The sequence below is a fragment of the Pseudocitrobacter sp. 2023LY-00077 genome (assembly GCF_055796175.1).
In genome coordinates, this window is record NZ_JBSPEI010000009.1 from 133,259 (window position 1) to 159,909 (window position 26,651).

At 53.8% G+C, this 26,651-nt stretch carries 26 protein-coding genes; 13 read left to right on the forward strand and 13 right to left on the reverse strand.

From position 1 onward, the window contains the following. Positions 1-6: 6 nt before the first annotated feature. The 6 genes from potG to ACWWFX_RS13420 all read right to left on the reverse strand — a co-directional run bounded on the left by potG (position 7) and on the right by ACWWFX_RS13420 (position 5,427). Entirely contained in the window at positions 7-1,140 is a 1,134-nt protein-coding gene (gene potG, locus ACWWFX_RS13395; RefSeq protein WP_015965149.1) for a putrescine ABC transporter ATP-binding subunit PotG, read from the reverse strand. Positions 1,141-1,245: 105 nt separating this feature from the next. Further along, complete coding sequence (gene potF / locus ACWWFX_RS13400) at positions 1,246-2,358, reverse strand: spermidine/putrescine ABC transporter substrate-binding protein PotF (protein WP_276218084.1); 1,113 nt, start codon at positions 2,356-2,358, stop codon at positions 1,246-1,248. A 406-nt stretch (positions 2,359-2,764) separates the two neighbouring features. Next, positions 2,765-3,247 (reverse strand): type III secretion system chaperone family protein, encoded by a 483-nt coding sequence (locus tag ACWWFX_RS13405; RefSeq protein WP_231827861.1) that lies wholly within the window; start codon positions 3,245-3,247, stop codon positions 2,765-2,767. 118 nt (positions 3,248-3,365) lie between these two features. Further along, entirely contained in the window at positions 3,366-4,268 is a 903-nt protein-coding gene (rimK, locus tag ACWWFX_RS13410) for a 30S ribosomal protein S6--L-glutamate ligase (RefSeq protein ID WP_473224014.1), read from the reverse strand. A 162-nt stretch (positions 4,269-4,430) separates the two neighbouring features. Next, positions 4,431-5,153, reverse strand: a complete 723-nt coding sequence (gene nfsA / locus ACWWFX_RS13415) for an oxygen-insensitive NADPH nitroreductase (protein ID WP_276218602.1) — start codon at positions 5,151-5,153, stop codon at positions 4,431-4,433. Then, positions 5,137-5,427: a YbjC family protein gene (locus ACWWFX_RS13420; RefSeq protein WP_276218087.1), complete on the reverse strand. Its 291-nt coding sequence runs from the start codon at positions 5,425-5,427 to the stop codon at positions 5,137-5,139. Before ACWWFX_RS13420 ends, nfsA begins: the two co-directional genes overlap by 17 nt. Positions 5,428-5,609: 182 nt before the next feature. On the opposite strand from ACWWFX_RS13420, the gene ACWWFX_RS13425 reads away from it, so the two are divergent. Further along, positions 5,610-5,873, forward strand: a complete 264-nt coding sequence (locus ACWWFX_RS13425) for a GrxA family glutaredoxin (protein ID WP_015965155.1) — start codon at positions 5,610-5,612, stop codon at positions 5,871-5,873. Here ACWWFX_RS13425 and ACWWFX_RS13430 read toward each other — a convergent pair. After that, positions 5,870-6,277 (reverse strand): inner membrane protein YbjM, encoded by a 408-nt coding sequence (locus ACWWFX_RS13430; protein WP_015965156.1) that lies wholly within the window; start codon positions 6,275-6,277, stop codon positions 5,870-5,872. The two genes, ACWWFX_RS13425 and ACWWFX_RS13430, sit on opposite strands and share 4 nt — an antisense overlap. A gap of 274 nt (positions 6,278-6,551) precedes the next feature. On the opposite strand from ACWWFX_RS13430, the gene ACWWFX_RS13435 reads away from it, so the two are divergent. Both ACWWFX_RS13435 and ACWWFX_RS13440 read left to right on the forward strand, forming a co-directional pair. Further along, positions 6,552-8,237 (forward strand): aspartate:alanine antiporter, encoded by a 1,686-nt coding sequence (locus tag ACWWFX_RS13435; protein WP_108474643.1) that lies wholly within the window; start codon positions 6,552-6,554, stop codon positions 8,235-8,237. A 325-nt stretch (positions 8,238-8,562) separates the two neighbouring features. Next, the gene (locus ACWWFX_RS13440) at positions 8,563-9,153 is read left to right on the forward strand and encodes a serine acetyltransferase (RefSeq protein ID WP_276218093.1); all 591 of its coding nucleotides are present in this window, start codon (positions 8,563-8,565) and stop codon (positions 9,151-9,153) included. Positions 9,154-9,192: 39 nt separating this feature from the next. Here the strand turns inward: ACWWFX_RS13440 and ACWWFX_RS13445 are convergent, their stop codons facing one another. Continuing rightward, a complete protein-coding gene (locus ACWWFX_RS13445; protein WP_473224015.1) occupies positions 9,193-9,762 on the reverse strand; it encodes a TetR/AcrR family transcriptional regulator in 570 nt (189 codons plus the stop codon). A 75-nt stretch (positions 9,763-9,837) separates the two neighbouring features. Between ACWWFX_RS13445 and ACWWFX_RS13450 the strand changes: the two genes are divergently transcribed. Then, positions 9,838-11,046 carry an MFS transporter gene (locus ACWWFX_RS13450; protein WP_473224016.1) on the forward strand — a complete coding sequence of 403 codons (1,209 nt, stop codon included), beginning with the start codon at positions 9,838-9,840 and terminating at the stop codon, positions 11,044-11,046. After that, positions 11,043-11,855 carry a Cof-type HAD-IIB family hydrolase gene (locus tag ACWWFX_RS13455; RefSeq protein ID WP_276218099.1) on the forward strand — a complete coding sequence of 271 codons (813 nt, stop codon included), beginning with the start codon at positions 11,043-11,045 and terminating at the stop codon, positions 11,853-11,855. Before ACWWFX_RS13450 ends, ACWWFX_RS13455 begins: the two co-directional genes overlap by 4 nt. A 34-nt stretch (positions 11,856-11,889) precedes the next feature. Here ACWWFX_RS13455 and ACWWFX_RS13460 read toward each other — a convergent pair whose 3' ends face one another. After that, on the reverse strand, positions 11,890-13,125 hold the full coding sequence (locus ACWWFX_RS13460; RefSeq protein ID WP_473224017.1) for an MdfA family multidrug efflux MFS transporter: 1,236 nt from the start codon (positions 13,123-13,125) through the stop codon (positions 11,890-11,892). 267 nt (positions 13,126-13,392) lie between these two features. Between ACWWFX_RS13460 and ybjG the strand changes: the two genes are divergently transcribed. Next, complete coding sequence (gene ybjG / locus ACWWFX_RS13465) at positions 13,393-14,001, forward strand: undecaprenyl-diphosphate phosphatase (RefSeq protein ID WP_473224018.1); 609 nt, start codon at positions 13,393-13,395, stop codon at positions 13,999-14,001. A gap of 69 nt (positions 14,002-14,070) precedes the next feature. After that, a complete protein-coding gene (gene deoR, locus ACWWFX_RS13470; RefSeq protein WP_276218106.1) occupies positions 14,071-14,829 on the forward strand; it encodes a DNA-binding transcriptional repressor DeoR in 759 nt (252 codons plus the stop codon). Between the two features lie 32 nt (positions 14,830-14,861). On the opposite strand, the gene dacC is transcribed toward deoR, so the two are convergent. Then, complete coding sequence (gene dacC, locus ACWWFX_RS13475; RefSeq protein WP_276218604.1) at positions 14,862-16,064, reverse strand: serine-type D-Ala-D-Ala carboxypeptidase; 1,203 nt, start codon at positions 16,062-16,064, stop codon at positions 14,862-14,864. 240 nt (positions 16,065-16,304) lie between these two features. Between dacC and ACWWFX_RS13480 the strand changes: the two genes are divergently transcribed. Next, on the forward strand, positions 16,305-16,931 hold the full coding sequence (locus ACWWFX_RS13480; protein ID WP_456147493.1) for a glutathione S-transferase family protein: 627 nt from the start codon (positions 16,305-16,307) through the stop codon (positions 16,929-16,931). A gap of 6 nt (positions 16,932-16,937) precedes the next feature. On the opposite strand, the gene ACWWFX_RS13485 is transcribed toward ACWWFX_RS13480, so the two are convergent. Next, on the reverse strand, positions 16,938-17,948 hold the full coding sequence (locus tag ACWWFX_RS13485; protein WP_473224019.1) for a LacI family DNA-binding transcriptional regulator: 1,011 nt from the start codon (positions 17,946-17,948) through the stop codon (positions 16,938-16,940). A 142-nt stretch (positions 17,949-18,090) separates the two neighbouring features. Between ACWWFX_RS13485 and ACWWFX_RS13490 the strand changes: the two genes are divergently transcribed. The 4 genes from ACWWFX_RS13490 (at position 18,091) to ACWWFX_RS13505 (ending at position 23,492) form a co-directional block, all read left to right on the forward strand. Continuing rightward, the gene (locus tag ACWWFX_RS13490; protein ID WP_473224020.1) at positions 18,091-19,179 is read left to right on the forward strand and encodes a glycoside hydrolase 5 family protein; all 1,089 of its coding nucleotides are present in this window, start codon (positions 18,091-18,093) and stop codon (positions 19,177-19,179) included. A 25-nt stretch (positions 19,180-19,204) separates the two neighbouring features. Next, positions 19,205-20,494 (forward strand): ABC transporter substrate-binding protein, encoded by a 1,290-nt coding sequence (locus ACWWFX_RS13495; protein WP_276218114.1) that lies wholly within the window; start codon positions 19,205-19,207, stop codon positions 20,492-20,494. A 119-nt stretch (positions 20,495-20,613) separates the two neighbouring features. Continuing rightward, positions 20,614-21,927, forward strand: a complete 1,314-nt coding sequence (locus ACWWFX_RS13500) for an MFS transporter (protein ID WP_473224021.1) — start codon at positions 20,614-20,616, stop codon at positions 21,925-21,927. A 41-nt stretch (positions 21,928-21,968) separates the two neighbouring features. Then, positions 21,969-23,492 (forward strand): sulfatase-like hydrolase/transferase, encoded by a 1,524-nt coding sequence (locus ACWWFX_RS13505; RefSeq protein WP_473224022.1) that lies wholly within the window; start codon positions 21,969-21,971, stop codon positions 23,490-23,492. Here ACWWFX_RS13505 and ACWWFX_RS13510 read toward each other — a convergent pair. Beyond that, positions 23,489-24,601: a PQQ-dependent sugar dehydrogenase gene (locus tag ACWWFX_RS13510; protein ID WP_473224023.1), complete on the reverse strand. Its 1,113-nt coding sequence runs from the start codon at positions 24,599-24,601 to the stop codon at positions 23,489-23,491. The two genes, ACWWFX_RS13505 and ACWWFX_RS13510, sit on opposite strands and share 4 nt — an antisense overlap. Before the next feature lie 107 nt (positions 24,602-24,708). Continuing rightward, the gene (locus ACWWFX_RS13515; RefSeq protein WP_188016803.1) at positions 24,709-25,092 is read right to left on the reverse strand and encodes a biofilm formation regulator BssR; all 384 of its coding nucleotides are present in this window, start codon (positions 25,090-25,092) and stop codon (positions 24,709-24,711) included. 228 nt (positions 25,093-25,320) lie between these two features. On the opposite strand from ACWWFX_RS13515, the gene rimO reads away from it, so the two are divergent. Next, the gene (rimO, locus tag ACWWFX_RS13520) at positions 25,321-26,628 is read left to right on the forward strand and encodes a 30S ribosomal protein S12 methylthiotransferase RimO (RefSeq protein ID WP_108474656.1); all 1,308 of its coding nucleotides are present in this window, start codon (positions 25,321-25,323) and stop codon (positions 26,626-26,628) included. Positions 26,629-26,651 lie beyond the last annotated feature (23 nt).

Sequence of the window (26,651 nt, forward strand, 5' to 3'; positions counted from 1 at the left end):
CCCTCCTTACACCGTCAGAACGACGCAGCTGTCGGCATCCCAGCACAGACGCACCTCATCGCCCCAGGTGGGTAATCCTTTTCGGTAGCGATGTTCATTCTGTAGCTGTGCACTGATCATCTGCCCGCTTTTTAAGCGCACGTGATAAATCGATAAATCGCCGAGATAAGCGATATGCACCACTTCCCCCACGGCAAAGTTATAGCCATTTTCAGGCGGCGCGTCGCAGAGCATGATTTTTTCCGGTCGCAGCGCGACATACACCGGGACGTTATCTACTACGGATGCATCGGCATCGACTTTCAATGGATGCACCAGCCCCGGAGAATCAATCACCAGGCCATCTTCTTCGCGCGATTTGAGCAGCCCTTCAAAGACATTTACTGAACCAATAAACTCCGCGCTGTAGCGGGTGGTCGGGTGCTCGTAAATCTCTTCCGGCTCGCCAATCTGTACAAACTTGCCGCGATTCATAATGGCGATGCGCCCGGCCATGGTCATCGCCTCTTCCTGGTCGTGTGTCACCATCACGCAGGTCGCGCCGACGCGCTCCAGAATATCGACCACTTCCAGCTGCATCCGGTCGCGCAGTTTCTTATCCAGCGCGCCCATCGGCTCATCCAGCAGCAATAGCTTTGGTCGCTTCGCCAGGCTTCTCGCCAGCGCCACACGCTGCCGCTGGCCGCCGGATAGCTGGTGCGGTTTACGTTTGGCAAATTCCTGCATATGCACCAGTGCCAGCATTTCCGCTACCCGGGCGCTAATTTCCGCCTTCGGCAGTTTGTCCTGCTTCAGGCCAAAAGCAATGTTTTGCTCCACGGTCATATGGGGAAACAAGGCGTAGGACTGAAACATCATGTTGATCGGACGCTGATAGGGCGGAACATGTGCCAGGTCGACGCCATCGAGCATAATCTGCCCGGTGCTGGGCTGTTCAAAGCCCGCCAGCATACGCAGCAGCGTGGATTTTCCGCAGCCGGATGCGCCAAGCAGCGCAAAAATTTCGCCTTTATAAATGGTGAGGCTGACGTCATCCACAGCATGCTGGCCGTCATAGGATTTGGTCAGGTTACGGATCTCCAGCAGCGGGGTGAGCGCTTTACGGATTTTCGCCTGTGGGCGGGGGGTCGCGTCGTTCAATGGGGTGCTCTCCGGCAAAAAAACACACTCGTTATGGCCCGGTTGCCATACGAAAAACTGCGCTGCCAATCCGCCCGGCAGCGCGCGCCGGGCGGATTGCATCAGTTATTTACCGCTTTTTACTTTGGTCCACGCGCGGGTACGCACGCGATCAATCTTCGGCTCCTGCACTTTCAGGGTGAAGAGTTTGGCGAAGACATCCGGCGGTGGATAAATGCCAGGGTTGTTGCGAATCGCTTCGCTAACCAACGGGGTTGATGCTTTGTTGGCATTAGCGTAGAAGACGTGATCGCTGATATGTGCGACCACCTCGGGTTTCATCAGATAGTTGAGGAACTGATAGGCTTCATCTTTGTTTTTCGCATCGGCAGGCATAGCGAAGACATCAAAGAACGCCATGGCCCCCTCTTTCGGAATGCTGAAGGAAACATTCACGCCGTTTTTCGCTTCTTTCGCGCGGTTCGCCGCCTGCCATACATCACCCGCCCAGCCGATGGCCACGCAGATATCGCCATTCGCCAGGTCGTTGATATATTGCGAGGAGTGGAAGTAACGCACGTTCGGACGCAGCTTCAGCAGCAGGTCCGTCGCCGGGCCGGTGTAGTCATCCGCTTTGGTGCTGTTCGGGTCTTTGCCCAGATAATTCAGCACGGTGGCAAAGACCTCTTCCGGGGCATCGAGGAAGGAGACGCCGCAGCTTTTCAGCTTCTCCAGATTTTCAGGTTTGAAGATAAGATCCCAGCTGTTCACAGGCGCATCGGCGCCGAGCACCGCTTTCACTTTATCAACGTTGTAGCCAATGCCGGTGGTTGCCCACATATAGGGCATCGCGTACTTATTATCCGGATCGTGTTTCGCCACCAGCTTCAGTACTTCCGGGTCGAGATTTTTCCAGTTAGGCAGTTTGCTTTTATCCAGCGGGTGGAATACGCCCGCCGTTAACTGGCGCTCCAGGAAGCTCGCCGAGGGTACGACAAGGTCAAACCCGGTGCTGCCCGCCATCAGTTTTCCTTCCAGCACTTCGTTGGAATCGAAAACGTCATACACCACTTTTATGCCGGTCTCTTTTTCAAAATTCGCCACCGTATCCGGCGCGATATAATCAGACCAGTTATAGATATGCAGCGTTTTTTGCTCCGCAGCGAGCGCGCTTGCCGAGGTGGCCATCAGCACACCCGTCACCAGACCCGTTAACCATTTTTTACTGAAAGCGGCCATATCTCTTTTCCTTCTCAACGTCCGTTAACATTTGGACCAAATACACGCAGTCGGAGGTATGCAATATTCATGCATATTTTTGTCGTACCGCATTGAAGAAGAAATGGTTCCTCTCGCCGCAGTCGTTGCTCGCTTAACGGATGCAAAAACCTCGCCAAATCTGCGAAAGGTCTGGCTATTGAGGGGGATCATCCGGGCATCGCAAGAATAACTGTAGCCAGAGATAGAGGCTATAGCTCAGCGTTAAAAACGCCTTTTATCAATTTTTTATGCAAGATCACTCTATCTGATAGGCCAAAAGGGTCTTTCAGGTAGTGAATGAATCTTTAAAAATAGGTTAAATACGGAATAAACGAACGTGATACGCAGCCGCTCTGGCAGTGGCTGCGCTATTCAGGGGGTGGAATCAGTGAAGAAAGTGGTATTGAATCTCTTCAGATGGCTGTTCTTCCTCTTCTTCCGCTTTAAACAGTAGCTGCTGCGCGAAAGCCTCCAGAATCACCATCGACACCTGCTCTTCGCTTTGACGCATGAAGGCCACGAACTGCTCGTAGGCCACGCCAACAGAGGCAGATAAAGACTGGCAAACCACCAGTTTTGGCAGATTATCATCCTGTATATCGATGAACGCCTTCACGGTCAGCGAACTGGCATTAATCGCAGAGAGATCCGCTGCCATCGCTAACAGTGCGGTTGGACGAATTTCCGCCAGCGCAGAGAAGAGAATAGTGTTATCAATAAGGTCGATTTTAGCGTCAAACACGCCATCAAAATTTTGCATATGCGGCAGGTGCAACGCCTGACAGGTATCGCACTCATAGAAGCTGATGCCTGATTCGTCGAGCCACTGACGTAACGTATCCAGACTCGGGACGACGAGTGAATCCATATGACCTATGACCTCATGCGGTTTAAAACAGAACAAAACCGGGCAATGGGCCCGGCATTCGATCGCTATAGCTTACGCAAAATTGCACGCGTATACCACGAAAGCCGAAAAAACAGTCTTAGCCGCCGATTTTAAGGCAAAAACCGGGGTGCGCCTGACGCTCAATCCACTCGACCATTTTGCCCGCGATATCAATACCGGTGGTTTTCTCGATGCCTTCCAGCCCCGGCGAAGCGTTCACTTCCATCACCAGCGGCCCGCGCGTGGCGCGCAGAATATCCACACCGGCGACATCAAGCCCCAGGGTTTGCGCCGCCTTCACGGCAATTTCGCGCTCGCGCAGGGTAATTTCCGCCACCGTCGCCACGCCACCGCGATGTAAGTTAGAGCGGAAATCCCCCTCTTTCGCTCGCCGCTCAATCGCCGCCACCACGCGATCACCGACCACCAGGCAGCGAATGTCGCATCCCTTCGCCTCTTCAATATATTCTTGCACCAGGATATGCGCGTTTAAGCCGCGAAAGGCATCAATCACACTTTCCGCTGCCTGACGCGTCTCGGCAAGCACGACGCCAATACCCTGCGTGCCTTCCACCAGCTTCACCACCAGCGGCGCGCCGTCGACCATATCGATTAAATCGCTGGTGTCATCAGGCGAATGGGCAATACCGGTCACCGGCAGGTCGATGCCCTGACGCGCCAGCAGTTGCAGCGAACGCAGCTTGTCACGCGCGCGGGTGATGGCGACGGATTCATTAAGCGGATAGCTGCCCAGCAATTCAAACTGACGCAGCGCCGCCGTGCCATAAAAGGTGATCGCCGACCCAATACGCGGGATAACCGCGTCAAAATGCGGGAGCTTGCGCCCTTTATAGTGGATGGACGACGCCGACGGGCTGATGTTCATATAGCAGGAGAGCGGGTCAAGAATTTCGACGATATGACCACGGCGCATTGCCGCTTCACGCAGACGCTTACAGGAATAGAGCGTTCCATCCCGGGACAAAATGGCAATTTTCACCTTTTACCTCGCTAAAAAACCTGAAAAAAGCCCGCGTATGATACACGTACCGCCGGAAGAAAAATGGTGTCCGGCGGCCTTTTTTTCTATCTAATAATCAAATCATTCGAATCGTATCAACGCGCGCAGCCAACGCAGAGACAATTCGAAGGATGAAGATTATTAGCGGGTCGCCCAGCCCTGCTTGTGCAGATAATCGAGAATAAACGGACGATTCTCTTTGATGATGGTGCGGCGAATATGATCGCTCCAGGTGTCACGGCGCGTGTTGCTGCCACGAGACAGATAATATTCCGCAAGCTGTTCGTCGTATTTCGCCAGTTCGTCGGCATCCAGCGGCTGATAGTGGTTTTCATGCACCACGATAGAGGCAGGCAGGCGCGGTTTGATATCCGGGTTGCTGTCCGGCCAGCCCAGGCACAAACCAAACAGCGGCAGCACGTGTTTAGGCAGCTTCAGCAGCTCGGTCACCGCCTCAATGCTGTTACGAATTCCGCCGATGTAAACGCCGCCAAGCCCAAGAGATTCTGCGGCGGTAAAGGCATTCTGCCCCATCAGCGCGGTATCGACTACGCCCAGCAGCAGTTGCTCCGCCAGGCCGAGCTGCGCGTCAGGGCAAATTTGCAGATGGCGGTTAAAATCGGCGCAGAAAACCCAGAACTCCGCCGCCTGTGCGACATGCTGTTGACCGCCGGTCATCTCGACCAGTTGCGCGCGCATCACTTTATCGGTGACGCGGATAATCGAACTGCACTGTAAAAAACTCGAACTGGATGCCGCCTGGGCGCTGGCGATAATCGCCGCGCGTTGCTCGTCACTGATGGGCTTATCGGTAAACTGGCGAATAGAACGGTGGCTGAGAAGCAGATCAATGGTCGGCGTCATCATGTTTTTCCTTATCTTGCTTAGGGGGCGTTTTGGCATTACGCTCCATCAGTTGTGGTGCAACGGTTTGCGCCATGCCCCAAAACAGGGCAAAGGCGGCGGGGAGCATCAGGATTATCCCGGCGAAAATCATCACCACCGCCGCCCCCTGGCTGGCGACAGGCGCAGGCAATGTGACATAGCCGTTAAGCGAGAGCCAGGCGGCCCCCAACAACACCATGCCTATTGCTTCCAGAATCAAAACGCTTTTGGGTAACGACCCGAGCGAACGCATGCGTCCTCCGCTTAACCGTGCTGCTTTATCAGACCACAAGTTTATCTCAGCCGCCGCGATTGTTGCAGGGCAATTCGCCACACATAGCCAGAATGAATTGAAGCAACAGGCAGAACCTTCTTTCGCGCCAGAGGGAATAAGGTCATGATGAGCGCCTTATTTTAAGGTTGAGGAGAGAAACGATGTTCACCGTAATTTTTGGTCGCCCGGGTTGCCCGTACTGTGTTCGCGCAAAAGAACTGGCTGAAAAACTGACGCAGGAACGTGACGACTTCAACTATCGCTACGTTGATATTCATGCGGAAGGCATCAGCAAAGCTGACCTGGAAAAAACAGTCGGTAAGCCGGTTGAGACTGTGCCGCAGATCTTCGTTGATCAGCAGCACATCGGCGGTTGCACGGATTTTGAAGCCTGGGCCAAAGAGACCCTCGGCCTGTACGCTTAATCCTTCGGATGCCCATCCAGCGGGTGGGCATCCGCATCACGGTTTTTCAACCGTAATAAGGTCGTCACAAATAAGAAGCACAACGCCCCCAGCGCACACCAGAATACCGCGCTAAACAGCCACGCCAGCTCCTGCCAGAACGAACGCTCAGAATAGAAAAACAACCGCATCAGCACCATACACAACGGCGCTGCCAGAATCGCGCCGACCAGCGGCCGTAACAAGCGACGTCTTGGCGAAATAAAGCTGGCGACCGCTCCCGGGATCAAAAAGAACAATAACCCCAGCTCAGGCGCGCCAGACGCACGAAACGCGCCCTTCATATGCAGCAGCAACGAAAAGAAAACCACGATAAAAAGCAGGAAACAGCAGATCACGCCGGTCCAGCCGCGTTCAGATCTCAAAGGATCCTCCTGAAAAATTCTCTATCAAACTCAACATTTCACCCATTGGGCGCCCAGTCAGATAAAGCATCTGGCCATCCGTGCCAAAACACTTAAGTACAAAAAGCGATTGTTGCTAGCCGAAGCGATAAGGAACGATTAAACTAACGGCTTCAATTTTTTGGTTATTTTGTAGGTACAGAACAGAGGCAATTACGCGGCTGTCTGAACCAAAACATTAGACTAAATAACCAACTCTTTCAACAAGTTACTGGTAAACAAGAAGTTAGTCTCCGTGAATATAAACGTCGCAGATTTGTTAAATGGGAATTACATCCTGTTATTATTCGTGGTGCTGGCACTTGGCCTTTGCCTGGGAAAATTACGTCTGGGTTCCGTTCAACTCGGTAATTCTATTGGCGTTTTAGTCGTCTCCCTGTTATTAGGCCAGCAGCATTTCAGTATTAACACGGAGGCGCTCAATCTCGGCTTTATGCTGTTTATTTTCTGCGTGGGCGTGGAAGCCGGGCCTAACTTTTTTTCAATTTTCTTCCGCGACGGCAAAAATTATCTGATGCTGGCGCTGGTGATGGTTGGTAGCGCCCTACTGATTGCCCTGGGCCTCGGTAAGCTGTTCGGCTGGGACATCGGTCTGACGGCCGGTATGCTCGCTGGCTCCATGACCTCTACCCCAGTGCTGGTTGGTGCAGGCGATACCCTTCGCCACTCGGGAATGGAACCCGGCTTGCTGGCTATCGCCCAGGATCACTTAAGCCTCGGCTACGCCCTCACCTATTTGATTGGTCTGGTCAGCCTGATTGTCGGCGCGCGCTATCTGCCAAAACTGCAACATCAGGATCTGCAAACCAGCGCCCAACAAATCGCCCGTGAACGTGGTCTGGATACGGACACCAATCGTAAAGTCTACCTGCCGGTTATCCGCGCCTATCGCGTTGGCCCGGAACTGGTGGCGTGGGCCGACGGTAAAAACCTGCGCGAGCTGGGAATTTATCGCCAGACCGGATGCTATATCGAGCGTATTCGCCGTAATGGCATTCTGGCGAACCCGGACGGCGACGCGGTACTGCAAATGGGCGATGAAATTGCGCTGGTGGGATATCCGGACGCCCATGCCCGTCTCGACCCAAGCTTCCGTAACGGTAAAGAAGTGTTCGACCGCGACCTGCTCGACATGCGCATCGTCACCGAAGAAATCGTGGTCAAAAACCACAATGCCGTTGGCCGTCGCCTGGCGCAGCTGAAACTCACCGACCACGGTTGCTTCCTCAACCGCGTCATTCGCAGCCAGATCGAAATGCCCATCGACGATAACGTGGTGCTGAATAAAGGCGATGTGCTTCAGGTGAGCGGCGACGCTCGACGCGTGAAAACCGTTGCCGACCGCATTGGCTTCGTCTCTATTCACAGTCAGGTCACTGACCTGCTGGCCTTCTGCGCCTTCTTTATTGTCGGCCTGATGATCGGCATGATCACCTTCCAGTTCAGCAACTTTAGCTTTGGCGTCGGTAACGCGGCGGGTCTGCTGTTTGCTGGCATCATGCTCGGCTTCCTGCGTGCAAACCACCCGACCTTCGGCTACATCCCGCAGGGCGCGCTGAACATGGTGAAAGAGTTCGGCCTGATGGTGTTTATGGCGGGCGTGGGTTTAAGCGCAGGCAGCGGCATCGGCAATAGCCTCGGCGCAGTCGGCGGCCAGATGCTGGTCGCAGGGCTGATTGTCAGCCTGGTGCCGGTGGTGATTAGCTTCCTGTTCGGCGCGTACATTCTGCGCATGAACCGCGCGCTGCTGTTCGGTGCCATCATGGGCGCACGTACCTGCGCACCGGCGATGGAAATCATTAGCGATACTGCACGAAGCAACATTCCAGCGCTGGGCTATGCAGGCACCTACGCGATTGCTAACGTGTTGTTAACATTGGCCGGTACGCTGATTATCATCATTTGGCCTGGGCTAGGATAATTCTTAGTCTTAAATGTTTAGAAAAATTTTTAGGGATACAGAGAACTTTTCGCATAAGCGTCAGTCATAACTTATGCCACTGCTTTTCTTTGATGTCCCCATTTTGTGGAGCCCATCAACCCCGCCAGATTTGGTTCAAGGTTGATGGGTTTTTTGTTGCCTGGCGCACCAATCCCCCATTCACTTTGCCATCCTTATCCCACTCCCCTGCATCCCTGTTCTGAATGGCAAGAGCGATGAAAACATTGTGCCTTTTTGAATCTGGTCATCAGATACTTGCTTGCGTACACTACACGCCTGACGAAGAACCTGCTGGCGAGACACTATGCCTTACTTTCGCATCATCCTTTTTTTAATGACTGAAGATTTATCCATGCTGACCCATTACTGGCAGCTTGAGTTGTTACGTTCAAAATACACATTTTCATGGATAAGGGTTGTGAAGGAGTATCGTAAGGCGAAGAAAAAAAGTCTTCAGAACAGTCTATTCTGGTTTTGGTGGCGTCTGGCAAACCAAATGCATATGAGTAAAAAGCACCATTATAGACTTGCAGCTAAACGTCTGAATCTTAAGCTTATATCTACTTTCAATGTTGATATTATGCCAGGCGCAAAGATTGGAAGATGCCCAAGAATTCATCACTTTACCAATGTTGTTATTTCTAAATTTGCCGAAATTGGCGATAATTTATCTATAAAACAAGGCGTTACGATTGGCGTTAAGGATATTGACCTTCCAAAGTATTGTCTAAAAATAGGTCATAATGTCGATATTGGGGCCAATACCTGCATTATTTCGAACAACGTGACGATTGGAGACAATGTAACAATTGGAGCGATGTGTTTTCTGAACAAAGATATTCCAGAAAATTCAATTTGTTACAACAAAAGAGAGATGGTCGTGCATTCCTCTTAATGTGAACGAATAATGAAGGCCGGTACATTTTAACGTGTACTAGCCTTTCGATATGCCTGTACAAATTGATGCCCCCGCAATCCTCCCCACCGTTTCCCGTATCTGCCCCTTTGTCAGCGGCTGGCGGTCGGTGACAAAATGTAGCGTCATCCCTTCGATAAACGCATCCAGCGCGCGGGCGGTTGCCGGGTCAAACCACTGCTCCAGCGTTTGCTGGCTGCGCTGCATCCAGTTTTGCATCACGCCTTTTAACGCCGGGCGATTGCTGGCAAAGGCATACAACTGATACATCAGCGTCATGTTACGCGGCGTGGTGACTTCACTGCTAAAGATAAGCTGAGTGATGGCATCGCAGGCGGCTGCGGAGGTTTCAACCTCACAGAAAAAGTCGCGATACTTCTGAGACATCCGTTCGGTGAATACGGTAAACGCCTCCACCAGTAATGCTTCAATGCCGTCAAAGTAATAGGTCATCGATCCCAGCGGGACATCGGCACAACTGGCAATTTTGCGGTGCGTGACGGCGCTGATGCCGTGGGCGGCGATGGTTTCCAGCGTGGCGTCCAGGATGCGCTCCCGGCGCTGCGGATCGTTGGGTCGACGGGCCATATTTCTCCTCGTTTGTTTATGTACAAATGTACACAGCCTTGCTAGTGTTGTCGCATCATTTCGTCAACTTCGCTAATGGATAACAACGTGACGCCCCGCAAAGCCCTTCAGTTGCGCATGTATGCGCTGTTTATGTTCTTCTTTTTACCGGGCTTGCTGATGGCCTCGTGGGCAACACGCACGCCCGCTATCCGCGATATTTTATCGGTCTCGACGGCAGAAATGGGCATTGTGCTGTTCGGGCTGTCGGTGGGCTCAATGAGCGGCATTCTCTGCTCGGCTCCGCTGGTGAAGCGTTTTGGCACGCGCGCGGTAATTCGCACCACCATGTCATGTGCGTTGGTCGGAATGCTAATTTTAAGCATCGCGCTCTGGTTTAGCTCAGCGTGGATTTTTGCCGCCGGGCTGGCGGTGTTTGGCGGCAGCTTTGGCGCGGCGGAAGTGGCCATTAATGTTGAAGGCGCAGCCGTTGAACAAGAGATGAAAAAAACCGTGCTGCCGATGATGCACGGTTTTTACAGCTTCGGTACCCTGGTGGGCGCGGGTGTAGGGATGGCGTTAACCGCTTTCGGTCTACCCGCAATGTGGCATATCGCCCTGGCGGCGCTGGTGGGCATCGCGCCTATCGCTATCGCCATTCGGGCAATTCCCGAGGGTACCGGCAAAAACGCCGCGGATGGTACACAGCCGAACGAGAAAGGCGCGCCCTTCTGGCGCGATATGCAACTGATGCTGATAGGCGTCGTAGTGCTGGCGATGGCATTTGCCGAAGGTTCAGCCAATGACTGGTTACCGCTGCTGATGGTTGACGGCCACGGGTTCAGCGCGAAGTCCGGCGCGTTAATTTACGCCGGTTTCACCCTGGGCATGACCCTTGGCCGCTTTACCGGCGGCTGGTTCATTGACCGCTACAGCCGCGTGACAGTAGTTCGCGCCAGTGCGCTGATGGGCGCGCTGGGTATTGCGCTGATTATCTTCGTCGATGTCGACTGGGTTGCCGGCGTATCCGTGATTTTATGGGGGCTGGGCGCGTCGCTGGGCTTCCCGCTAACCATTTCCGCCGCCAGCGATACCGGCCCGGATGCGCCGACCCGCGTGAGCGTCGTCGCCACCACCGGTTATCTTGCTTTTCTTGTCGGGCCGCCGCTGCTGGGCTTCCTCGGCGAACATTATGGTCTGCGCAGTGCCATGCTTGCCGTGCTGGCGCTGGTGCTGGTCGCTGCGCTGGTGGCGCGAGCGGTGGCTAAACCTGAACCCAACGTTGTGATGGAGAGTAATGGATGAGTATCAAACTGATTGCAGTCGACATGGATGGCACCTTCCTCAGCGAGGCGAAAACCTATAATCGTGAGCGATTCCTGGCTCAGTATCAGCGCATGAAGCAGCAAGGTATTCGCTTCGCGGTCGCCAGCGGCAACCAGTATTATCAGCTCATCTCCTTCTTCCCGGAGATTGTTGATGAAATTGCGTTTGTCGCCGAAAACGGCGGCTGGGTGGTAGATGCCGGAGAAGATATTTTCAACTGCAGTATTCCAAAGCAGCATTTCCAGGACGTGGTGCGTTATCTGCAAACCCGTACCGAACTGGAAATCATCGCCTGCGGGAAACAAAGCGCCTACACCCTAAAGCGCTACGATCAGACATTTAAAGAGGTTGCCCTCCGCTACTATTATCGTCTGGAAGAAGTAGATAACTTCGACAATATTGAAGATACCTTCCTGAAGTTTGGTCTCAACGTTCCGGATACTCTGGTACCCGAGATGCAAAAACTGATTCATGAAGAAGTAGGCGATATGCTCACCGCCGTCACGACCGGCCATGGCAGTATCGACCTTATCGTCCCTGGCGTTCATAAAGCGAACGGTCTGCGTCTGCTGCAGGCGCGCTGGGGTATTGACGACAGCGAAGTTCTGGCCTTTGGCGACAGCGGCAACGATATCGAAATGCTGCAACAGGCGGGCTACGGTTTTGCGATGGCGAATGCGTCGGACGTGGTGAAGTCAGTGGCGAAATATCGTGCGCCGCATAATAACGAAGAGGGTGTGCTGGACATTATTGAGAAAGCGCTGAACGGCGAAGCGCCGTTTGCCTGAAGGTCTGCCCGGCAGCACTTGCCGGGCACACACATTATTGCGGTTGGTTGCTGCTGCCTACCGATTTGTCTTTCAGGAAGAAGACGACCGCCACCAGCCACAGCACACCGTTCGTCAGGTTGAAGAGGCTAAACAGCCCATTCCCGCCTTGCAGGTACATGTGTTTGCTGACTTCGATACCGACGGTAAAAATCAGCATCTGCAACATGCCCATCGCCGCCGAAACGGTGCCTTTGCTCATATCGCTGGCAAACAGCGTCAGTCGCACCAGCCCGGCATTCGCCACACCAATGCCAAACGCGTAAACGCTCAATCCCGCCGTCATCCACAGATAGGCGTGCGAGGAAACGACCGTCGCTGCCGCCGCCAGTACTAAACCGGCCATAATCGGCCAACCGCCCATGATAATCAGTGAACGCACGGAACGGCGAGAGGTCAGGCGCGCCAGCGTCAGGTTACCGGCGATCAGCGCGCCGAAGATAGGCACCTGTAACAGGCCATATTCATAGCTGCTGGCCTGCTCACCGCTGATAATAATCACCGGCGATTGGGCTATCCACGCCAGTAACGGCAGGCTAACAAAACCTGTCGCCAGTGCCCCCGCCAGGAAACGTCCATTTTTGAGTACCAGCGCGTAATCACGGCCTAACTCACCGAGAGAGAGCTTTTCGCCGATACGCGTAGCGGTTTCCGGCATTGCGCGGAACAAGCCGCCAAAAGCGACAACCGAGAGCAACGCGAACAGTACAAACATACCCTCCCACGGCGCAACGTGCACCCAGGCCGCACCGACCAACGGGCCAAGCAATGGCGCAATCAGCGCTACGTTTGCCATCAGCGCGGTGATTTTAATGCAGGTGGCCTCGTCGAAAGATTCCTGAATCGCCGCATAGCCTACCGCGCCGATAAAGCACAGGCTGACCCCTTGCAGGAAACGCAGGAAAATAAACTGTTCGATATTGTGCACCAGCAGCGTGGCCAGACAGGTGACGATAAACCACACCACGCCGGTCAACATTACCGGGCGGCGGCCAATACGATCCGACAGCGGCCCCAGCAGCCACTGTAAAAACATGCCGCCTGCCATATAAGCCGTCATCGAGGTGGGAACCCACTCGTTGCCTGCGTTGAATTGTTCCACCACCGCCAGCATACCCGGCTGAATCATATCATTGCCGATATAAGTGGAGAATTCGTACAGCACCAGACAGAGCGGAAAAAGCAGCGCCTGACGGCCCAGACGTTTGCCGGAAAGAGAGGGATTACTCATTACCAAAACTAACTCAGTGTAAAAACGCGCAAGTTTAATCCACAGGTCGTAGTGACGATAGTAAATTATCGCTCAGATGTAATATTTCCGCACAATTTTACTCGTTTAAGGTTTGCTTAACTTTGGATAGGTATAGTGTGCTGAATTCAACGAGTTAACCTGATTAGCGCGCGTGCGTGGGAGCGGAATTAAGACAATCCCCCTTTACCGCTGCGGTTAAGCTTTTTAAGGTATCGGTCATTAATCTGTCATAAAAGTCTGGATGTTATGCTGGAAATCCTGAACCACCAACTCTTCGCGCTGTTGAATGCCACCCCCGCTTCGGCGCAGTGGTTAATCACCCTGGCGACCTTTATCGCCCGCGACCTTATCTCTATCGTTCCCTTCCTGGCGGCTGCGCTCTGGCTTTGGGGGCCGAAACAGCAGGTTTGCGCCCAGCGTCAGCTGGTGGTCAAAACCGCGCTGGCGATTGTCGTCGCCCTGACGCTTTCATGGGTTGTGGGCCATCTTTTTCCGCACGATCGTCCCTTTGTCGATGGCGTGGGCTACAACTTCCTGCCGCATGCCGCAGACGATTCCTTCCCAAGCGATCACGGTACGGTGATTTTCACCTTTGCCCTCGCCTTCCTGTTCTGGCACCGTTTGTGGTCCGGCGCGATATTAATGGTTATTGCCTGCGCAATCGCCTGGTCAAGGGTTTACCTTGGCGTGCACTGGCCCATCGATATGCTCGGCGGTTTCCTGAGCGGCCTTATTGGCTGCCTGACCTCACAGATGCTCTGGCACCGCTTTGGCTCTCAGGTCTATCAACACCTGCAATCACTCTACCGTATGCTTTTCTCCCTTCCCATTCGCAAGGGTTGGGTGCGTGACTAAGCCGTCAGGCACAGGTAATATGACAGGCTGACTCCGGCGCCCTGCCGGAGCTGGCCCGGTAGAGGAAACATGGAAACACGACGCGACGAGCGGATTGGTCAACTCATTCAGGCATTAAAACGCAGCGATAAACTGCACCTTAAAGAAGCCGCAGCGCTGTTGGGCGTTTCAGAAATGACGGTTCGCCGTGACCTGAATAGCCAGAGCGGGCCGGTGGTGCTGCTCGGCGGCTACATCGTCCTCGAACCGCGTAGTGCCTCGCATTATCTCTTAAGCGATCAAAAAACGCGTCTGGTGGATGAAAAGAAGCGCGCGGCTCAGCATGCTGCGCAGTTGTTGAAAGCACACCAGATGGCCTTTTTTGACTGCGGTACGACGACACCGTGGATCATTGACGCTATTGATAATGAGCTGCCTTTTACCGGCGTTTGCTATTCACTGAATACCTTTCTGGCGTTGCAGGAAAAACCCAACTGCAAAGTTATCCTCTGCGGGGGTGAGTTTCATGCCAGCAACGCCATCTTTAAACCGCTGAGCGAACACGACACGCTGGCCCATCTTTGCCCGGATATCGCCTTTTATTCGGCGGCTGGCATCGACATTGTTCAGGGTGCAACCTGCTTTAATCTCGAAGAATTACCGGTAAAACACTGGGCGATGCGTCAGGCGCGCTACCACGTGCTGGTGGCGGATCACAGTAAATTTGGTAAGGTACGCCCGGCAAGAATGGGCGCGCTGGAGAAGTTTGATGTAATTGCCAGTGATATTCGCCCGGATGATGATATTGTCGCGCTGGCGAAAAAAACGCAGATATCCTTACTTTACTGACCGCGCCAGCTGGCGCGGCCTGTTATCGTCAATTAAGAGAACCAGCTACCAAACCATTCGTGGAATTTCATCAGCACGAAATCGAGCATCCGGTTAAAGAACCCGCCCTCTTCCACGGCTTCCATCACAATCAGTGGACGCTGTTCAATAGTTTTATCATTCAGTTTAAAGTCGATGGTCCCGACAACCTGGCCTTTCTTGAGCGGCGCGGTGAGCTGCGGCTGAGTTAGTGAGTAGCTGGCCTTCAGGTTTTTCAGTTGCCCTTTCGGTATGGTAATTGAGCCCGCTTCGCCAGCGCCCAGCTTCGCTTCGCTGGTATCGCCGAACCAGACGCGCTGCGTCACGAAAGTGGCGTCCGGTTTAATCGGCGTCACGGTTTCGAAGAAGCGGAAGCCCCAGGTCAGCAGTTTCTCTGATTCGCCAAAGCGGATGCGGTCCGTTTTGGTGCCGAGTACCACGGAAATCAGGCGCATTTCACCCTGGCTGGCAGACGCCACCAGGTTATAGCCCGCACCTGCGGTGGTGCCCGTTTTCACGCCATCAACGTTCAGGCTGGAGCTCCACAACAGACGGTTACGGTTTGGCTGGCGAATGTTGTTAAAGGTGAACTCTTTCTCTTTGTGGATCGCGTACTCTTCAGGCACATCGTGGATCATGGCTTTGGTCAACAAGGCCATATCGCGCGCAGTACTGAACTGCCCCGGCGCATCAAGGCCGTGGACGGTTTTAAAGGTGGTATTGGTGAGGCCAATTTTCTGCGCATAGCCGTTCATCAGGCTTACGAAGGAGTCCTGGCTGCCGGCGACATAGTCCGCAATGGCGATACTGGCATCGTTACCGGACTGGATAATCACACCTTTATTCAGGTTCTCAACGGAAACCTGTTCGCCAGGCTTCAGGAACATGACGGAAGAGCCGCGCAGTGCCGGGTTGCCGGTCGCCCATGCATCTTTTCCGATGGTGACCATATCGGTCGGCTTAATTTTCCCCGCTTTCAGCGCCTGGCCCACCACGTAGCTGGTCATGATTTTGGTCAGGCTGGCCGGGTCCAGTTTTTCGTCCGCATTCCCTTCGGTTAACACTTTACCGCTGGAGTAATCCATCAGGATCCACGCACGTGCGTCAATCGACGGCGCATCAGGAAGTTGTTCCGCCGCCTGCACAGCAGGTGCGACAAGAAGTAAAAGAGCAGAGCCCGTCACCAGGCCACGAAGGGAAAAAGCATCACGCGTCATAAAAGCCACCCAAGTATCCATTCCAAAAAAACACGCCACTACCGTAACCGTGCTGCACCAGGCGGTGAGTAATAACGTATAAACTCTCTTAAAGAAACAGTGAGTTGGTAAAGTTTGTTAAGTTTACGCAAGATCCCAGGGATGTGCGAAAATCCTGAACAATTTTTTGATCGCGATTGCCTAACGCTTAACTTTGAATCACCATGCTGATACGTACTGATACGAAACACTGGGGTGATTATGATTACGCTGTGGGGACGCAATAACTCAACGAACGTGAAAAAGGTCCGCTGGACGCTGGAAGAACTGGAATTGCCTTATCAGCAGATTATGGCGGGCATGGAGTTTGGTTTGAACCACGACGCCGAATTTCTGGCGCTCAATCCCAATGGCCTGGTGCCGCTGCTGAAAGATGACGAAGCCGATATTGTGTTGTGGGAGTCAAATACTATCGTGCGTTATCTGGTAGCCCAGTACGGCCAGGGACGCCTGTGGCAGGATTCACCGGCAACGCGCGCGCAGGGTGAGAAGTGGATGGACTGGGCCAATGATACCCTTTCCCCCAGCCACCGCCTGATCCTGATGGGGCTGGTCAGAACGCCAGCGGAAAAACGCGACCACGCGGCGATTGAAAAAGCCATCGCCCAGTGTGAACCGCTGTTGGCGATGCTTGATGCTGAACTGGCGAAGCATCGTTGGTTATCAGGCGAGGAATTTGGCCCCGGCGATATTGCGGTCGCACCGTTCATCTACAACCTGCTGGAAACAGTGAAAACCTGGCAGCCGCATCCGCATCTGGCGCGCTGGTATCAGCAGCTTGCGGATCGTCCGGCCTTCCAGAATGTGGTGATGATCCCCGTCACCTGATGCCATTCAGGTACGCTGGCTGCTGCCGCGTACCTGTAATTTCCCCACCAGCCGGACGTGCGTGGCAACATCATCACCGTCGCATAAGTAAGCCACCGCCATTCTGCCCAGTTCGCCGTAGGCTAACTGCACGCTGGTAAGCATTGGCGTCAGCTGATGCGCAATCCGTTGATCGTCGTAGCCGCACACCAGAATTTCATCAGGTACCTTAATATTGAGCGTCGCCAGCGCCTGATAGCAACCGAGCGTCATCCAGTCGCTGGCGCAGAATATCGCCTGTGGTGGCTGCGGCAATTTCATTAATTCCAGCGTGGCGTTAAACGTTGCATTCAACGACCTGTCTGTCGGCTTAATTAACGCCTCATCAATGGCAATTCCCGCCTGCTCAAGCGTCTGACGATAACCTTCCAGACGCAGGACGCTGGCGTCCATCCATTCATCCCCGGTAATGTGTGCGATACGCGTCACGCCCTGATCCAGCAGATGATTCACTATCTGGCAAGCATTCGCGCGATCGTCTGGCAGAAACGTCGGTAACAATGGCCGCGCAGGGTCGTACTGATTCAGGAGCACGACCGGGACATTGAGCAGCGGCTCAAACGGAGAAAAATCAAATGCCCGTGTCGTTGGGCTCGCCAGAATCACGCCCGCGCATTTACGTCCCGCCAGCTGTTGGATGATTTGCCGCGCCATTTCAAAATCATCGCCATAGTCATAAACAGTCAGCAACGTATCCCGCTGCCAGGCCGTACCGCTGGCCTCACTCAGTGCGTCAATAAAGGGATCGTAACCGTCCATTCCGCACAACAGTAATGCAATCTCTTCCTGCCCTTCCTGGCGGTGCGTCACGGCGATTTTCTTATAGCCCAGCTTTTGCGCCGCAATGAAAACACGCTCTCGCGTATCGTCGCTCAAACGCACCGCCCGACTATTGTTCAGCACCAGCGATACGGTGGCCTGTGACACCCCCGCTTCTCTGGCAATATCGCTCATGGTTATCTTATTTTTCTTTTGCATTTCGGCTCCTTATCGCTGCCGACTATAGCACAAAACATCTACGACTTTTTTGTGAACAAAACGGCAAAACACCAGGAATTTCATTGCGTGCGCCACGTGAGTAATAAATATTAGCTAATATTATTACCAATGGAGAATACTCATGCAATCTCAGTGGAGTAAGTCACAGGTGCAGGAGTGGTACAAACATCATGGATGGGCCTGTGGATTTAACTATTTACCGCGCACCGCGGTGAACTGGACTGACATGTGGCAAGCCGATACCTTCGACGCCCACACGATTGATCAAGAACTGGAATGGGCGCACAACTATGGCTATAACGCCCTGCGCACCAACCTGCCGTTTATTGTCTGGGAAGCCGATCGCGATGGCCTGCTGGCGCGTATTGGTACTTTTCTGGCAATAGCCGCAAAACATCACATTCAGGTCATGCTGACCCTCATGGATGACTGCGGTTTTTCCGGCGACGAGCCCTATCTCGGCCCGCAAAAAGAGCCGGTGCCCAACCTGCATAACAGCCAGGCGGCGGCCAGCCCGGGCCGCGCTATCGTCATGAGCCCAAGCCTGTGGCCGCGCGTCGAAGCCTACGTGCGCGACATCTTAACCCGCTTCAAAAATGACGAACGTGTGGCTATCTGGGATCTCTACAACGAACCCGGCAACCGTGGCGTGTTTATCGGCCCCGGCGAATCCGGCGAAGTGGACGACGCGCTGGAAGAGTTCGCGTTAACACTCATGGTCTCCGTATTCAGCTGGGCGCACGACGTTCGCCCGAGCCAGCCGCTGACCGTTGGTGCATGGCATGTCGATCACGATGAGTACGCCACCTTCGAGCATCCAATTGATGCCGCCGCGCTGGCGCTGTCCGATATCGTCAGCTACCACAACTACAATACCGCCGCCCGTCAGCTGGACATTCTGGCAAAACTGGCCCAGCGCAACCGCCCGGTACTGTGCACAGAGTGGCTTGCCCGCCACGTCGACTGCAACTTTAGCGAACAACTTCCGCTGTTCAGCGCCTTCGAAACGGGCTGCTACCACTGGGGGCTGGTCGCTGGAAAAACTCAAACCTGGATCCCGTGGCCTGGCGTGCAAAAAACACATCCAGACCCGCAGTCACTGTGGTTCCACGATGTGCTTCACGCCGACGGCAAACCGTGGTGCGAACAGGAAATGACGCTGGTGAAAGCGTTATCCGCCTACCATCAACAGCGCAGAGATCGCCGCTGATCCTTTAACATGGAGGGGTTATTGAATGAAAAAATCAGTACTGCTGATGCTGGCCTGTTGCAGTTTCAGCGCGATGCCGATTATTGCGCACAGCGCCGAACAGGTTGAGCTGCGTTTTGCCTGGTGGGGCGGTAAAGCCCGTAACCAGGCCACCATGAAAGCGCTGGAAGCCTTCCAGGCCAAATATCCGAACATCAAGGTAAAAGCGGAATATACCGGCTGGGACGGTTTTTATCCTCGCCTGACCACCCAGATGAACAGCAACACTGAAGCTGACGTTATGCAGACCAACTGGAACTGGCTGACGCTGCTGTCGAAAAAAGGCGATGGTTTTTACGATCTGAATAAACTAAGTAAACCTTTGGGCCTCGATCAATACCCGCCTGAAGCGCTGGCGACCACCACCGTGAATGGCAAAATCAACGCCATTCCTATTTCCTCTAACGTTATGCTGTTCTTCTACAACGCCGCTACCTGGAAAAAAGCGGGCGTTGCGTTTCCAAAAACCTGGGACGAGCTGCTGGCGACCGGCCCGGTATTTAAAGAAAAACTGGGCGATAACTATTATCCGCTGATTCTCTCCGAGCAGGATGCTTTGCTGATGCTGCGTTCTTATATGTACCAGAAGAACCAGAAAGAGATGATCGACGAGAAAACGAAGAAAATCGCCTGGTCACATGAAGAACTGGTTGAGGCGTTAACCTTCTATCGCAAACTGGCGGATAACCACGTTATTCCCGACACCAAAGCGATGGCCTCGTTTGGTAAAGGCGTGAATTACGAAATGAAGCCGTGGATCAACGGCGAATGGGGCGGCGTTTATAACTGGAACGTGCTCTACACCGCTGAATCGCAGAACCTGAAAAACCCGTCAGACCTGGTGATGGGCCCATATCCGATGCATAAAGACGCAAAAGATGCCGGGCAGTTTAGTAAAACCGCACTGATGTACTCCATCAGCCGCAACACCAAACATCCGCAGGAAGCCGCACAATTACTGCATTTCCTGATGAGTGAATCCGAGGGTGTTCTTCCGGTCGGACTTGAACGCGGTGCGCCGCTGAGCCATGACGGAGAAAAAATCCTCCGCGAGGCTGGCATTCTGAAAGATGAAGATCCGGTAATCGCCGGGCTGATTCAGTCGAAGTCAATGCCAAACAAATCGATGGCCATGCCGTACCTGGAAGATCCGCAATTTGGCGCGCTGTTCACCGCCGCCAGAGAAAGCATCGACCACGGTAAAGCCTCCATCGACGAAGCTGCAACCACCTTCGAGGAGCAGGCGAACCGTATTTTACGTCGCATTATGCGCTAAAACGCAACTTGACCCGAATAAGGGGGGGCCTCCCCCTTATTCCCGCCAACAATAACGAGCCGTTCATTTTCATTCTTCTTGCTGTTCATTCATCGGAAAGATTTAACCAAGGAGTTAATGTGAATACTCACACGTCAGGTCGCTTATCTGCGGCGGCAAGGCGTACCGTTTGGGCCAGTTTTTTGGGCTCTACGTTTGAATGGTACGATTTTATTCTCTATACCACCGTTTCTACGCTGGTCTTCAATCACGTTTTTTTCCCTGAACAAAATGCGGCTGTTGGCACGCTTTCTTCGCTGATGACCGTTGCAATGGGCTATATCACCCGTCCGCTCGGTGCCGTCATATTTGGTCACTTTGGCGACAGAGTGGGTCGTAAGAAGCTGCTGGTCACCACGATGTTAATCATGGGGATCCCCACGCTGGTGATTGGCTGCCTGCCCGGCTATGCGCAAATCGGCGTTGCCGCCCCCATCCTGTTGACCATTTGTCGCCTTCTACAAGGCGTTGGCCTTGGGGGAGAATATGCCGGTGCCGCGCTGGCAACAATTGAGTCGGTACCAGAAAATCAACGCGGTTTTTATGGCGCCATTCCACAACTGGGGAATCCCGTCGGCGGCGCGATAGGCACTATTCTGGTTCTGTGCTGTACGGCCTTCGCAGGCGATGAGATTTTTGCCGCCTGGCTCTGGCGCGTGCCTTTTCTTATTTCAGGGTTTCTGCTGGCATATGCTCTTTATATCCGCGTTCACATGGAAGAAACGGGCGATTTTGCTCAACTGGTGAAAGACAACAAAGTCGAGAAAAGCCCGGTGAAAACGGTGGTATGCCATCACTGGAAACCACTCCTGCTTGGGCTTGGCGCGCGCGCATCCGATGCGATTTCTGGCAATGTTGCGGGCACGGTCGTGATTGCTTACGTGGCGACCTATCTGCATATGGCTAACTCAATCGGCCTTATCGCCACGCTTATCCCCACACTTATCGCCATTCCGCTGATGCTTATCACCGGAAAAATTTCCGACCGAGTAGGGCGTAAACGTATTTTCACCCTTGGAATGTTCCTTGTGGCCCTTTCCATGTTTCCCATGTTCGCCATGCTCAACACCCAAATCGTTCCCGTGATGGTGCTGGGCGTTATCGTGATGCGCATATGCAACATGATGCCGTTTGCCGTTCAGTCTGCATTTTTGGCCGATATATTCCCCGTAGAGGTGCGCTACACCGGCGTTTCTCTGGTATATCAGGTCTCCGCCATCATCGGCGGTTTAACCCCGCCCGCCTGCCTGGCCATTCTCATTTGGTCCGACGGCAATGCGTACGTCCTGGCGCTGGTGTTGACCGTGGTTTGCGCCCTTTCAGCACTTTGTGGCGTCGCCATGAAAGCGGAAAAAAGGAATCCACATCCACAGATAGCCAGCGGGACGCATTGATCCCCGCGCCCATGAAAAACCGTTATTCATAAGGTGATTTTATGATTTCGAGGCAACAACCCGATTTAATCCTGATCCTCACCGATCAACAACGCGCGGATTTATGCGCACGTGAAGGATTTACCTTAGACACAACGCCTTTTCTTGATGCTCTGGCTGACGAAGGCCAATGGTTTAACCGCGCCTACACCACCGCACCACTTTGCTGCCCGGCGCGAACCACCCTCTTCACCGGGCGTTATCCAACGGCGCATCGCGTGGTTGAAAACTCTGCTGCGGAGCTGGCCGTACATGGTGAAAATCTGTTTGCAATTGCTAAACAGGCAGGTTACGCCACCGCAATGGTCGGCAAAAACCATACCTGGCTTAGCGCAACGGATGTGGATTACTGGGAAGAATATTCGCATGAAGGCCACGTGGGGACGACCGACGAAGAGGCCCGAGAATTCGAGCAGTGGCTGCACGATTTACGTCACCGCACGGCGGAATCCCCCACGCCCTTCCCCGTTGAAGTGCAGAATCAATATCGTATTGTGTCGCAGTCATTAGCCTGGGTTAAAAAGCAGAATCCAGATACGCCGCTTTTGCTGGTCGTTTCATTTCCGGAACCGCATAACCCCTATCAGGTTCCTGACCCGTGGTTTTCACTCTTTCCTCCTGAAACGCTGCCGCAAAGCGATCCCCACGCGGAGATGCGTTCGACACAATCCTGGGCATGGGATTACCTGCATCAGATTGGCGTGGAATCCGATCCGGATTACGACAGGCTTATCGATCGCGCCAGAGCCAACTATTGCGGCATGCTGAGGCTGATTGATGACCAAATTCGCCGCTTATTCACAGGCCTGGAAGCCCGCCACCAGCAGCGTGAAAGGTTGGTAATGATTACGGCCGATCACGGGGATTACGTTGGCGCATTCGGGTTAGTGCGTAAAGGGGCTGAAATGCCGGAAGTCCTTTCCCGTGTACCCATGGTTGTCGTTGGCGATAACCTGGCCCGCGCAAGGCAATCTCCTCGTGAGGATTTTGTTTCCCTTGCCGACGTTATGCCAACGTTCTGCGAAGCCATGGGGCAATCGATCCCGTTAAGCGCACAGGGAAGAAGTCTCCTGCCAATGCTGCGTGGCGAAAGCTACCCTACTGAAGAGTTTGCCAGCGCGTACATCGAGCAAGGCTTTGGCGGCCTGCCTTATACGGCTGAAGATGTCACCATGCGCCCACGGCCGGGAATCATGTGGGATAACGGCGAAGCGATCCCGCGGCTTGATGAGCTTAATGCCGTCACGCAAAGCGGACGGCATCGTAAAGTCCGTTATCAAAACTGGTCACTGTTTGCAGGCGTTACCGGCGATTTTCGCTTGTACGATCTAAGCCGCGATCCCTGGGAGATGAATAACGTGTGGGATGATCCCGCACTGACACAGGTGAAGCTGGTCATGCTGCAATGGCTGGCAATATGGCAAATGCGCGCTGAAGATCCGTTGCCGAAAAAAGAGTATGTCCGTAAAACCGATGTGCACGGTTATCTCGCGCCTTACGCCACATTTCCTTCGCTAACAACCTAGCCCATCGGGCTGACCTTCAGCAACTCGCCGTCGGACTCATCGGTTAAGACATACAGATAACCGTCGGGTCCGACGCGCACATCGCGGATGCGCTGTTTGCGCTCGCCAAGAATTCTCGCCTCTTCCGTCACCTTATCACCGTCTACCTGCATCACAATCACCGATTCATCCTTCAGCGCGCCGATAAACAGTTTGTGCTGCCACTGTGGGAACGTCTTCGCATCGTAAAACGCCATACCGCTCAATGCCGGTGATTTTTTCCACACGTAAAGCGGCGGCTCGGTGCCAGGCGCTGATTCCCCTTTCGCTTCGGGGATCGGTAGCCCGCTGTAGTTAATACCGTGCGTTGCCAGCGGCCAGCCATAGTTTTTGCCCGCTTGCGGAATGTTGATTTCATCTCCGCCGCGCGGGCCGTGCTCGTTCAGCCACAATGTCTCGCTCCACGGATTCATCGCCATCCCCTGCGGGTTACGAATACCGTAAGACCAGATTTCCGGGCGCACGCCCGATTTATTCAGCCACGGGTTATCGTCCGGCACCTTGCCTTCCTCAGTCAGGCGTACAACTTTGCCCTGAAGTTTGTCGAGATCCTGCGCGGTGCTGCGTTGATTGTTTTCACCGAGGCCAATAAAGAGATGCCCTTTGCCATCAAACACCAGCCTGCCGCCAAAGTGATTACCGGTAGAGAGCTTCGGCATCTGCCGGAACACCACGCTGAAATCACTCAGCGTTTGGTTATCGGCACTTAATTTTCCGTAACCGACCGCCGTTCCGGCTTTGCCATCGTCGCCCGCTTCCGCAAAGCTCAGCCACACGCGACGCGACTGGGCAAAATCTGGTGCCAGCGCGACATCCAGCAAACCGCCCTGCCCGTTTGCCCAGACCTTCGGCACGCCCGAAATGGGCGCTGAGAGCCCTTTACCCTGCTGCCAGTGACGCAGTTCGCCACCGCGAAGCGTAATCAGGATGCCGTGATCATCCGGCAGAAAAGCCAGTGACCAGGGGTGCTCGAGCTTATCCTGCAACACCTGAACATTGACCTCCGCCGATTGAGCGGAAGCGACATACAGCAGAGAACTTAAGGTCAAAGTAAGAAAAGTACGACGCATAGCCTATCCCGGTAGCCGCCATTGATTGGCTTAAGGTTAGACAACGTCATTGATAACGCGGGGGATTTTACAAAACCTTTAACAGGGGGAGTTAACTCCCCCTGAGGTCAGGCGTGCAGAGGGTCGATGTGGGCATTCATACTATAAATGCTTTCACTCAACGTCGTCAGACAGCGTTCGAGCGATTCCACGTTAACGGCGATGGAGGTCGGGCAGTCATGGTGCCCGGTCATCAAACACACAGCCGCAGAAGCGATTGCTTCGCCTGCCTGCCGCAAAGCGTCCCTTTCTTTCGGCGTTGCGGACTGTATCAGCTGTGGTGCTTTGCTACGCAATTCACCACATAAATCAAACAAGTTAGTACGCAGATGCTCGTTATCGCTGATCGACATATATCCCTTCGCTTTTCTGAGTTGCAGGTAAGCGTCGAGATCGATGCGCGCATTGATGATTTTATTCATCATGTTGCGTTTCAGCGTCATTCCACTCATGTGATTTCCTCCCTCCTCATCCATTTTGCACATTTATTATAAGGTCATTTTTCGTACAGAATGATGCGTGAGGTCAATAATTCAACAACTGAAACGAGCCAGAAACAATTTTTCTACACTGACACTAATCCCCGTCTCCCGGCCTGAAAAATGGTGATTAACGTATCTGGCTGTCGTGGCGCGCCGTATGTATAATCTCCCGATTCCGAGCAATGAATAGTATATAAAATGAGCAAAATTGGTTTTGTATCGTTGGGCTGCCCGAAAAACCTGGTGGACTCCGAACGTATTTTAACGGAGCTGCGTACTGAAGGTTACGACGTGGTCCCGAGCTACGATGATGCCGATATGGTTATCGTCAACACCTGCGGTTTTATCGACAGCGCCGTCCAGGAATCCCTGGAAGCGATTGGCGAAGCCTTAAAAGAAAACGGCAAGGTGATCGTCACCGGCTGCCTGGGTGCCAAAGAAGATCAAATTCGCGAAGTGCATCCTAAAGTGCTGGAAATTACCGGCCCGCATAGCTACGAGCAGGTGCTGGAACACGTCCATCACTATGCGCCGAAGCCGCAGCACAACCCGTTTACCAGCCTGGTGCCGGAACAGGGTGTGAAGCTGACGCCGCGTCATTACGCCTATTTAAAAATTTCCGAAGGCTGCAACCACCGCTGCACCTTCTGCATCATTCCGTCCATGCGTGGCGACCTCGACAGCCGCCCGATTGGCGATGTGCTCTCTGAAGCGAAACGTCTGGCCGACGCAGGCGTGAAAGAGCTGCTGGTTATCTCTCAGGATACCTCCGCTTACGGCGTCGATGTGAAACACCGCACCGGTTTCCATAACGGTTCCCCGGTCAAAACCAGCATGGTCAGCCTGTGTGAAGAGCTGGCAAAACTGGGCGTCTGGGTGCGTCTGCACTACGTCTATCCGTATCCGCATGTCGATGACGTTATTCCGCTGATGGCGGAAGGCAAAATTCTGCCGTATCTCGACATCCCGATGCAGCATGCCAGCCCGCGTATTCTGAAACTGATGAAACGCCCTGGCTCCGTTGACCGCCAGCTGGCACGCATCAAACAGTGGCGTGAAATCTGCCCGGATCTGACCCTGCGCTCGACCTTTATTGTCGGCTTCCCGGGCGAAACGGAAGAAGACTTCCAGATGCTGCTCGATTTCCTGAAAGAAGCGCGTCTCGATCGCGTCGGTTGTTTCCAGTACAGCCCGGTTGAGGGCGCCAGCGCCAACGATCTGCCGGATCAGGTACCGGACGACGTGAAAGAAGATCGCTGGAACCGCTTCATGCAGCTGCAACAGCAGATCTCCGCCGAGCGTTTGCAGGAGAAAGTGGGCCGTGAAGTGATGGTCATCATCGACGAAGTGGATGAAGAAGGCGCGATTGGCCGCAGCATGGCCGACGCCCCGGAAATCGACGGCGCGGTGTATCTGAATGGCGAAACCAACGTCAAGCCGGGCGACATTATCCGTGTGAAAGTGGATAACGCCGACGAGTATGACCTGTGGGGTAGCCGGGTTTAAGACCTCGCACCGCACCCTGTGCG

Bases quoted from the DNA above. Each gene is read 5' to 3' on its own strand.
- potF (WP_276218084.1), bottom strand. From the start codon at position 2,358: ATGGCCGCTTTCAGTAAAAAATGGTTAACGGGTCTGGTGACGGGTGTG.
- ACWWFX_RS13405 (WP_231827861.1), bottom strand. From the start codon at position 3,247: ATGGATTCACTCGTCGTCCCGAGTCTGGATACGTTACGTCAGTGGCTC.
- nfsA (WP_276218602.1), bottom strand. From the start codon at position 5,153: ATGACGCCGACCATTGATCTGCTTCTCAGCCACCGTTCTATTCGCCAG.
- ACWWFX_RS13420 (WP_276218087.1), bottom strand. From the start codon at position 5,427: ATGCGTTCGCTCGGGTCGTTACCCAAAAGCGTTTTGATTCTGGAAGCA.
- ACWWFX_RS13425 (WP_015965155.1), top strand. From the start codon at position 5,610: ATGTTCACCGTAATTTTTGGTCGCCCGGGTTGCCCGTACTGTGTTCGC.
- ACWWFX_RS13440 (WP_276218093.1), top strand. From the start codon at position 8,563: ATGCCTTACTTTCGCATCATCCTTTTTTTAATGACTGAAGATTTATCC.
- ACWWFX_RS13445 (WP_473224015.1), bottom strand. From the start codon at position 9,762: ATGGCCCGTCGACCCAACGATCCGCAGCGCCGGGAGCGCATCCTGGAC.
- ACWWFX_RS13450 (WP_473224016.1), top strand. From the start codon at position 9,838: ATGGATAACAACGTGACGCCCCGCAAAGCCCTTCAGTTGCGCATGTAT.
- ACWWFX_RS13455 (WP_276218099.1), top strand. From the start codon at position 11,043: ATGAGTATCAAACTGATTGCAGTCGACATGGATGGCACCTTCCTCAGC.
- ACWWFX_RS13460 (WP_473224017.1), bottom strand. From the start codon at position 13,125: ATGAGTAATCCCTCTCTTTCCGGCAAACGTCTGGGCCGTCAGGCGCTG.
- ybjG (WP_473224018.1), top strand. From the start codon at position 13,393: ATGCTGGAAATCCTGAACCACCAACTCTTCGCGCTGTTGAATGCCACC.
- deoR (WP_276218106.1), top strand. From the start codon at position 14,071: ATGGAAACACGACGCGACGAGCGGATTGGTCAACTCATTCAGGCATTA.
- dacC (WP_276218604.1), bottom strand. From the start codon at position 16,064: ATGACGCGTGATGCTTTTTCCCTTCGTGGCCTGGTGACGGGCTCTGCT.
- ACWWFX_RS13480 (WP_456147493.1), top strand. From the start codon at position 16,305: ATGATTACGCTGTGGGGACGCAATAACTCAACGAACGTGAAAAAGGTC.
- ACWWFX_RS13485 (WP_473224019.1), bottom strand. From the start codon at position 17,948: ATGCAAAAGAAAAATAAGATAACCATGAGCGATATTGCCAGAGAAGCG.
- ACWWFX_RS13490 (WP_473224020.1), top strand. From the start codon at position 18,091: ATGCAATCTCAGTGGAGTAAGTCACAGGTGCAGGAGTGGTACAAACAT.
- ACWWFX_RS13495 (WP_276218114.1), top strand. From the start codon at position 19,205: ATGAAAAAATCAGTACTGCTGATGCTGGCCTGTTGCAGTTTCAGCGCG.
- ACWWFX_RS13505 (WP_473224022.1), top strand. From the start codon at position 21,969: ATGATTTCGAGGCAACAACCCGATTTAATCCTGATCCTCACCGATCAA.
- ACWWFX_RS13510 (WP_473224023.1), bottom strand. From the start codon at position 24,601: ATGCGTCGTACTTTTCTTACTTTGACCTTAAGTTCTCTGCTGTATGTC.
- ACWWFX_RS13515 (WP_188016803.1), bottom strand. From the start codon at position 25,092: ATGAGTGGAATGACGCTGAAACGCAACATGATGAATAAAATCATCAAT.
- rimO (WP_108474656.1), top strand. From the start codon at position 25,321: ATGAGCAAAATTGGTTTTGTATCGTTGGGCTGCCCGAAAAACCTGGTG.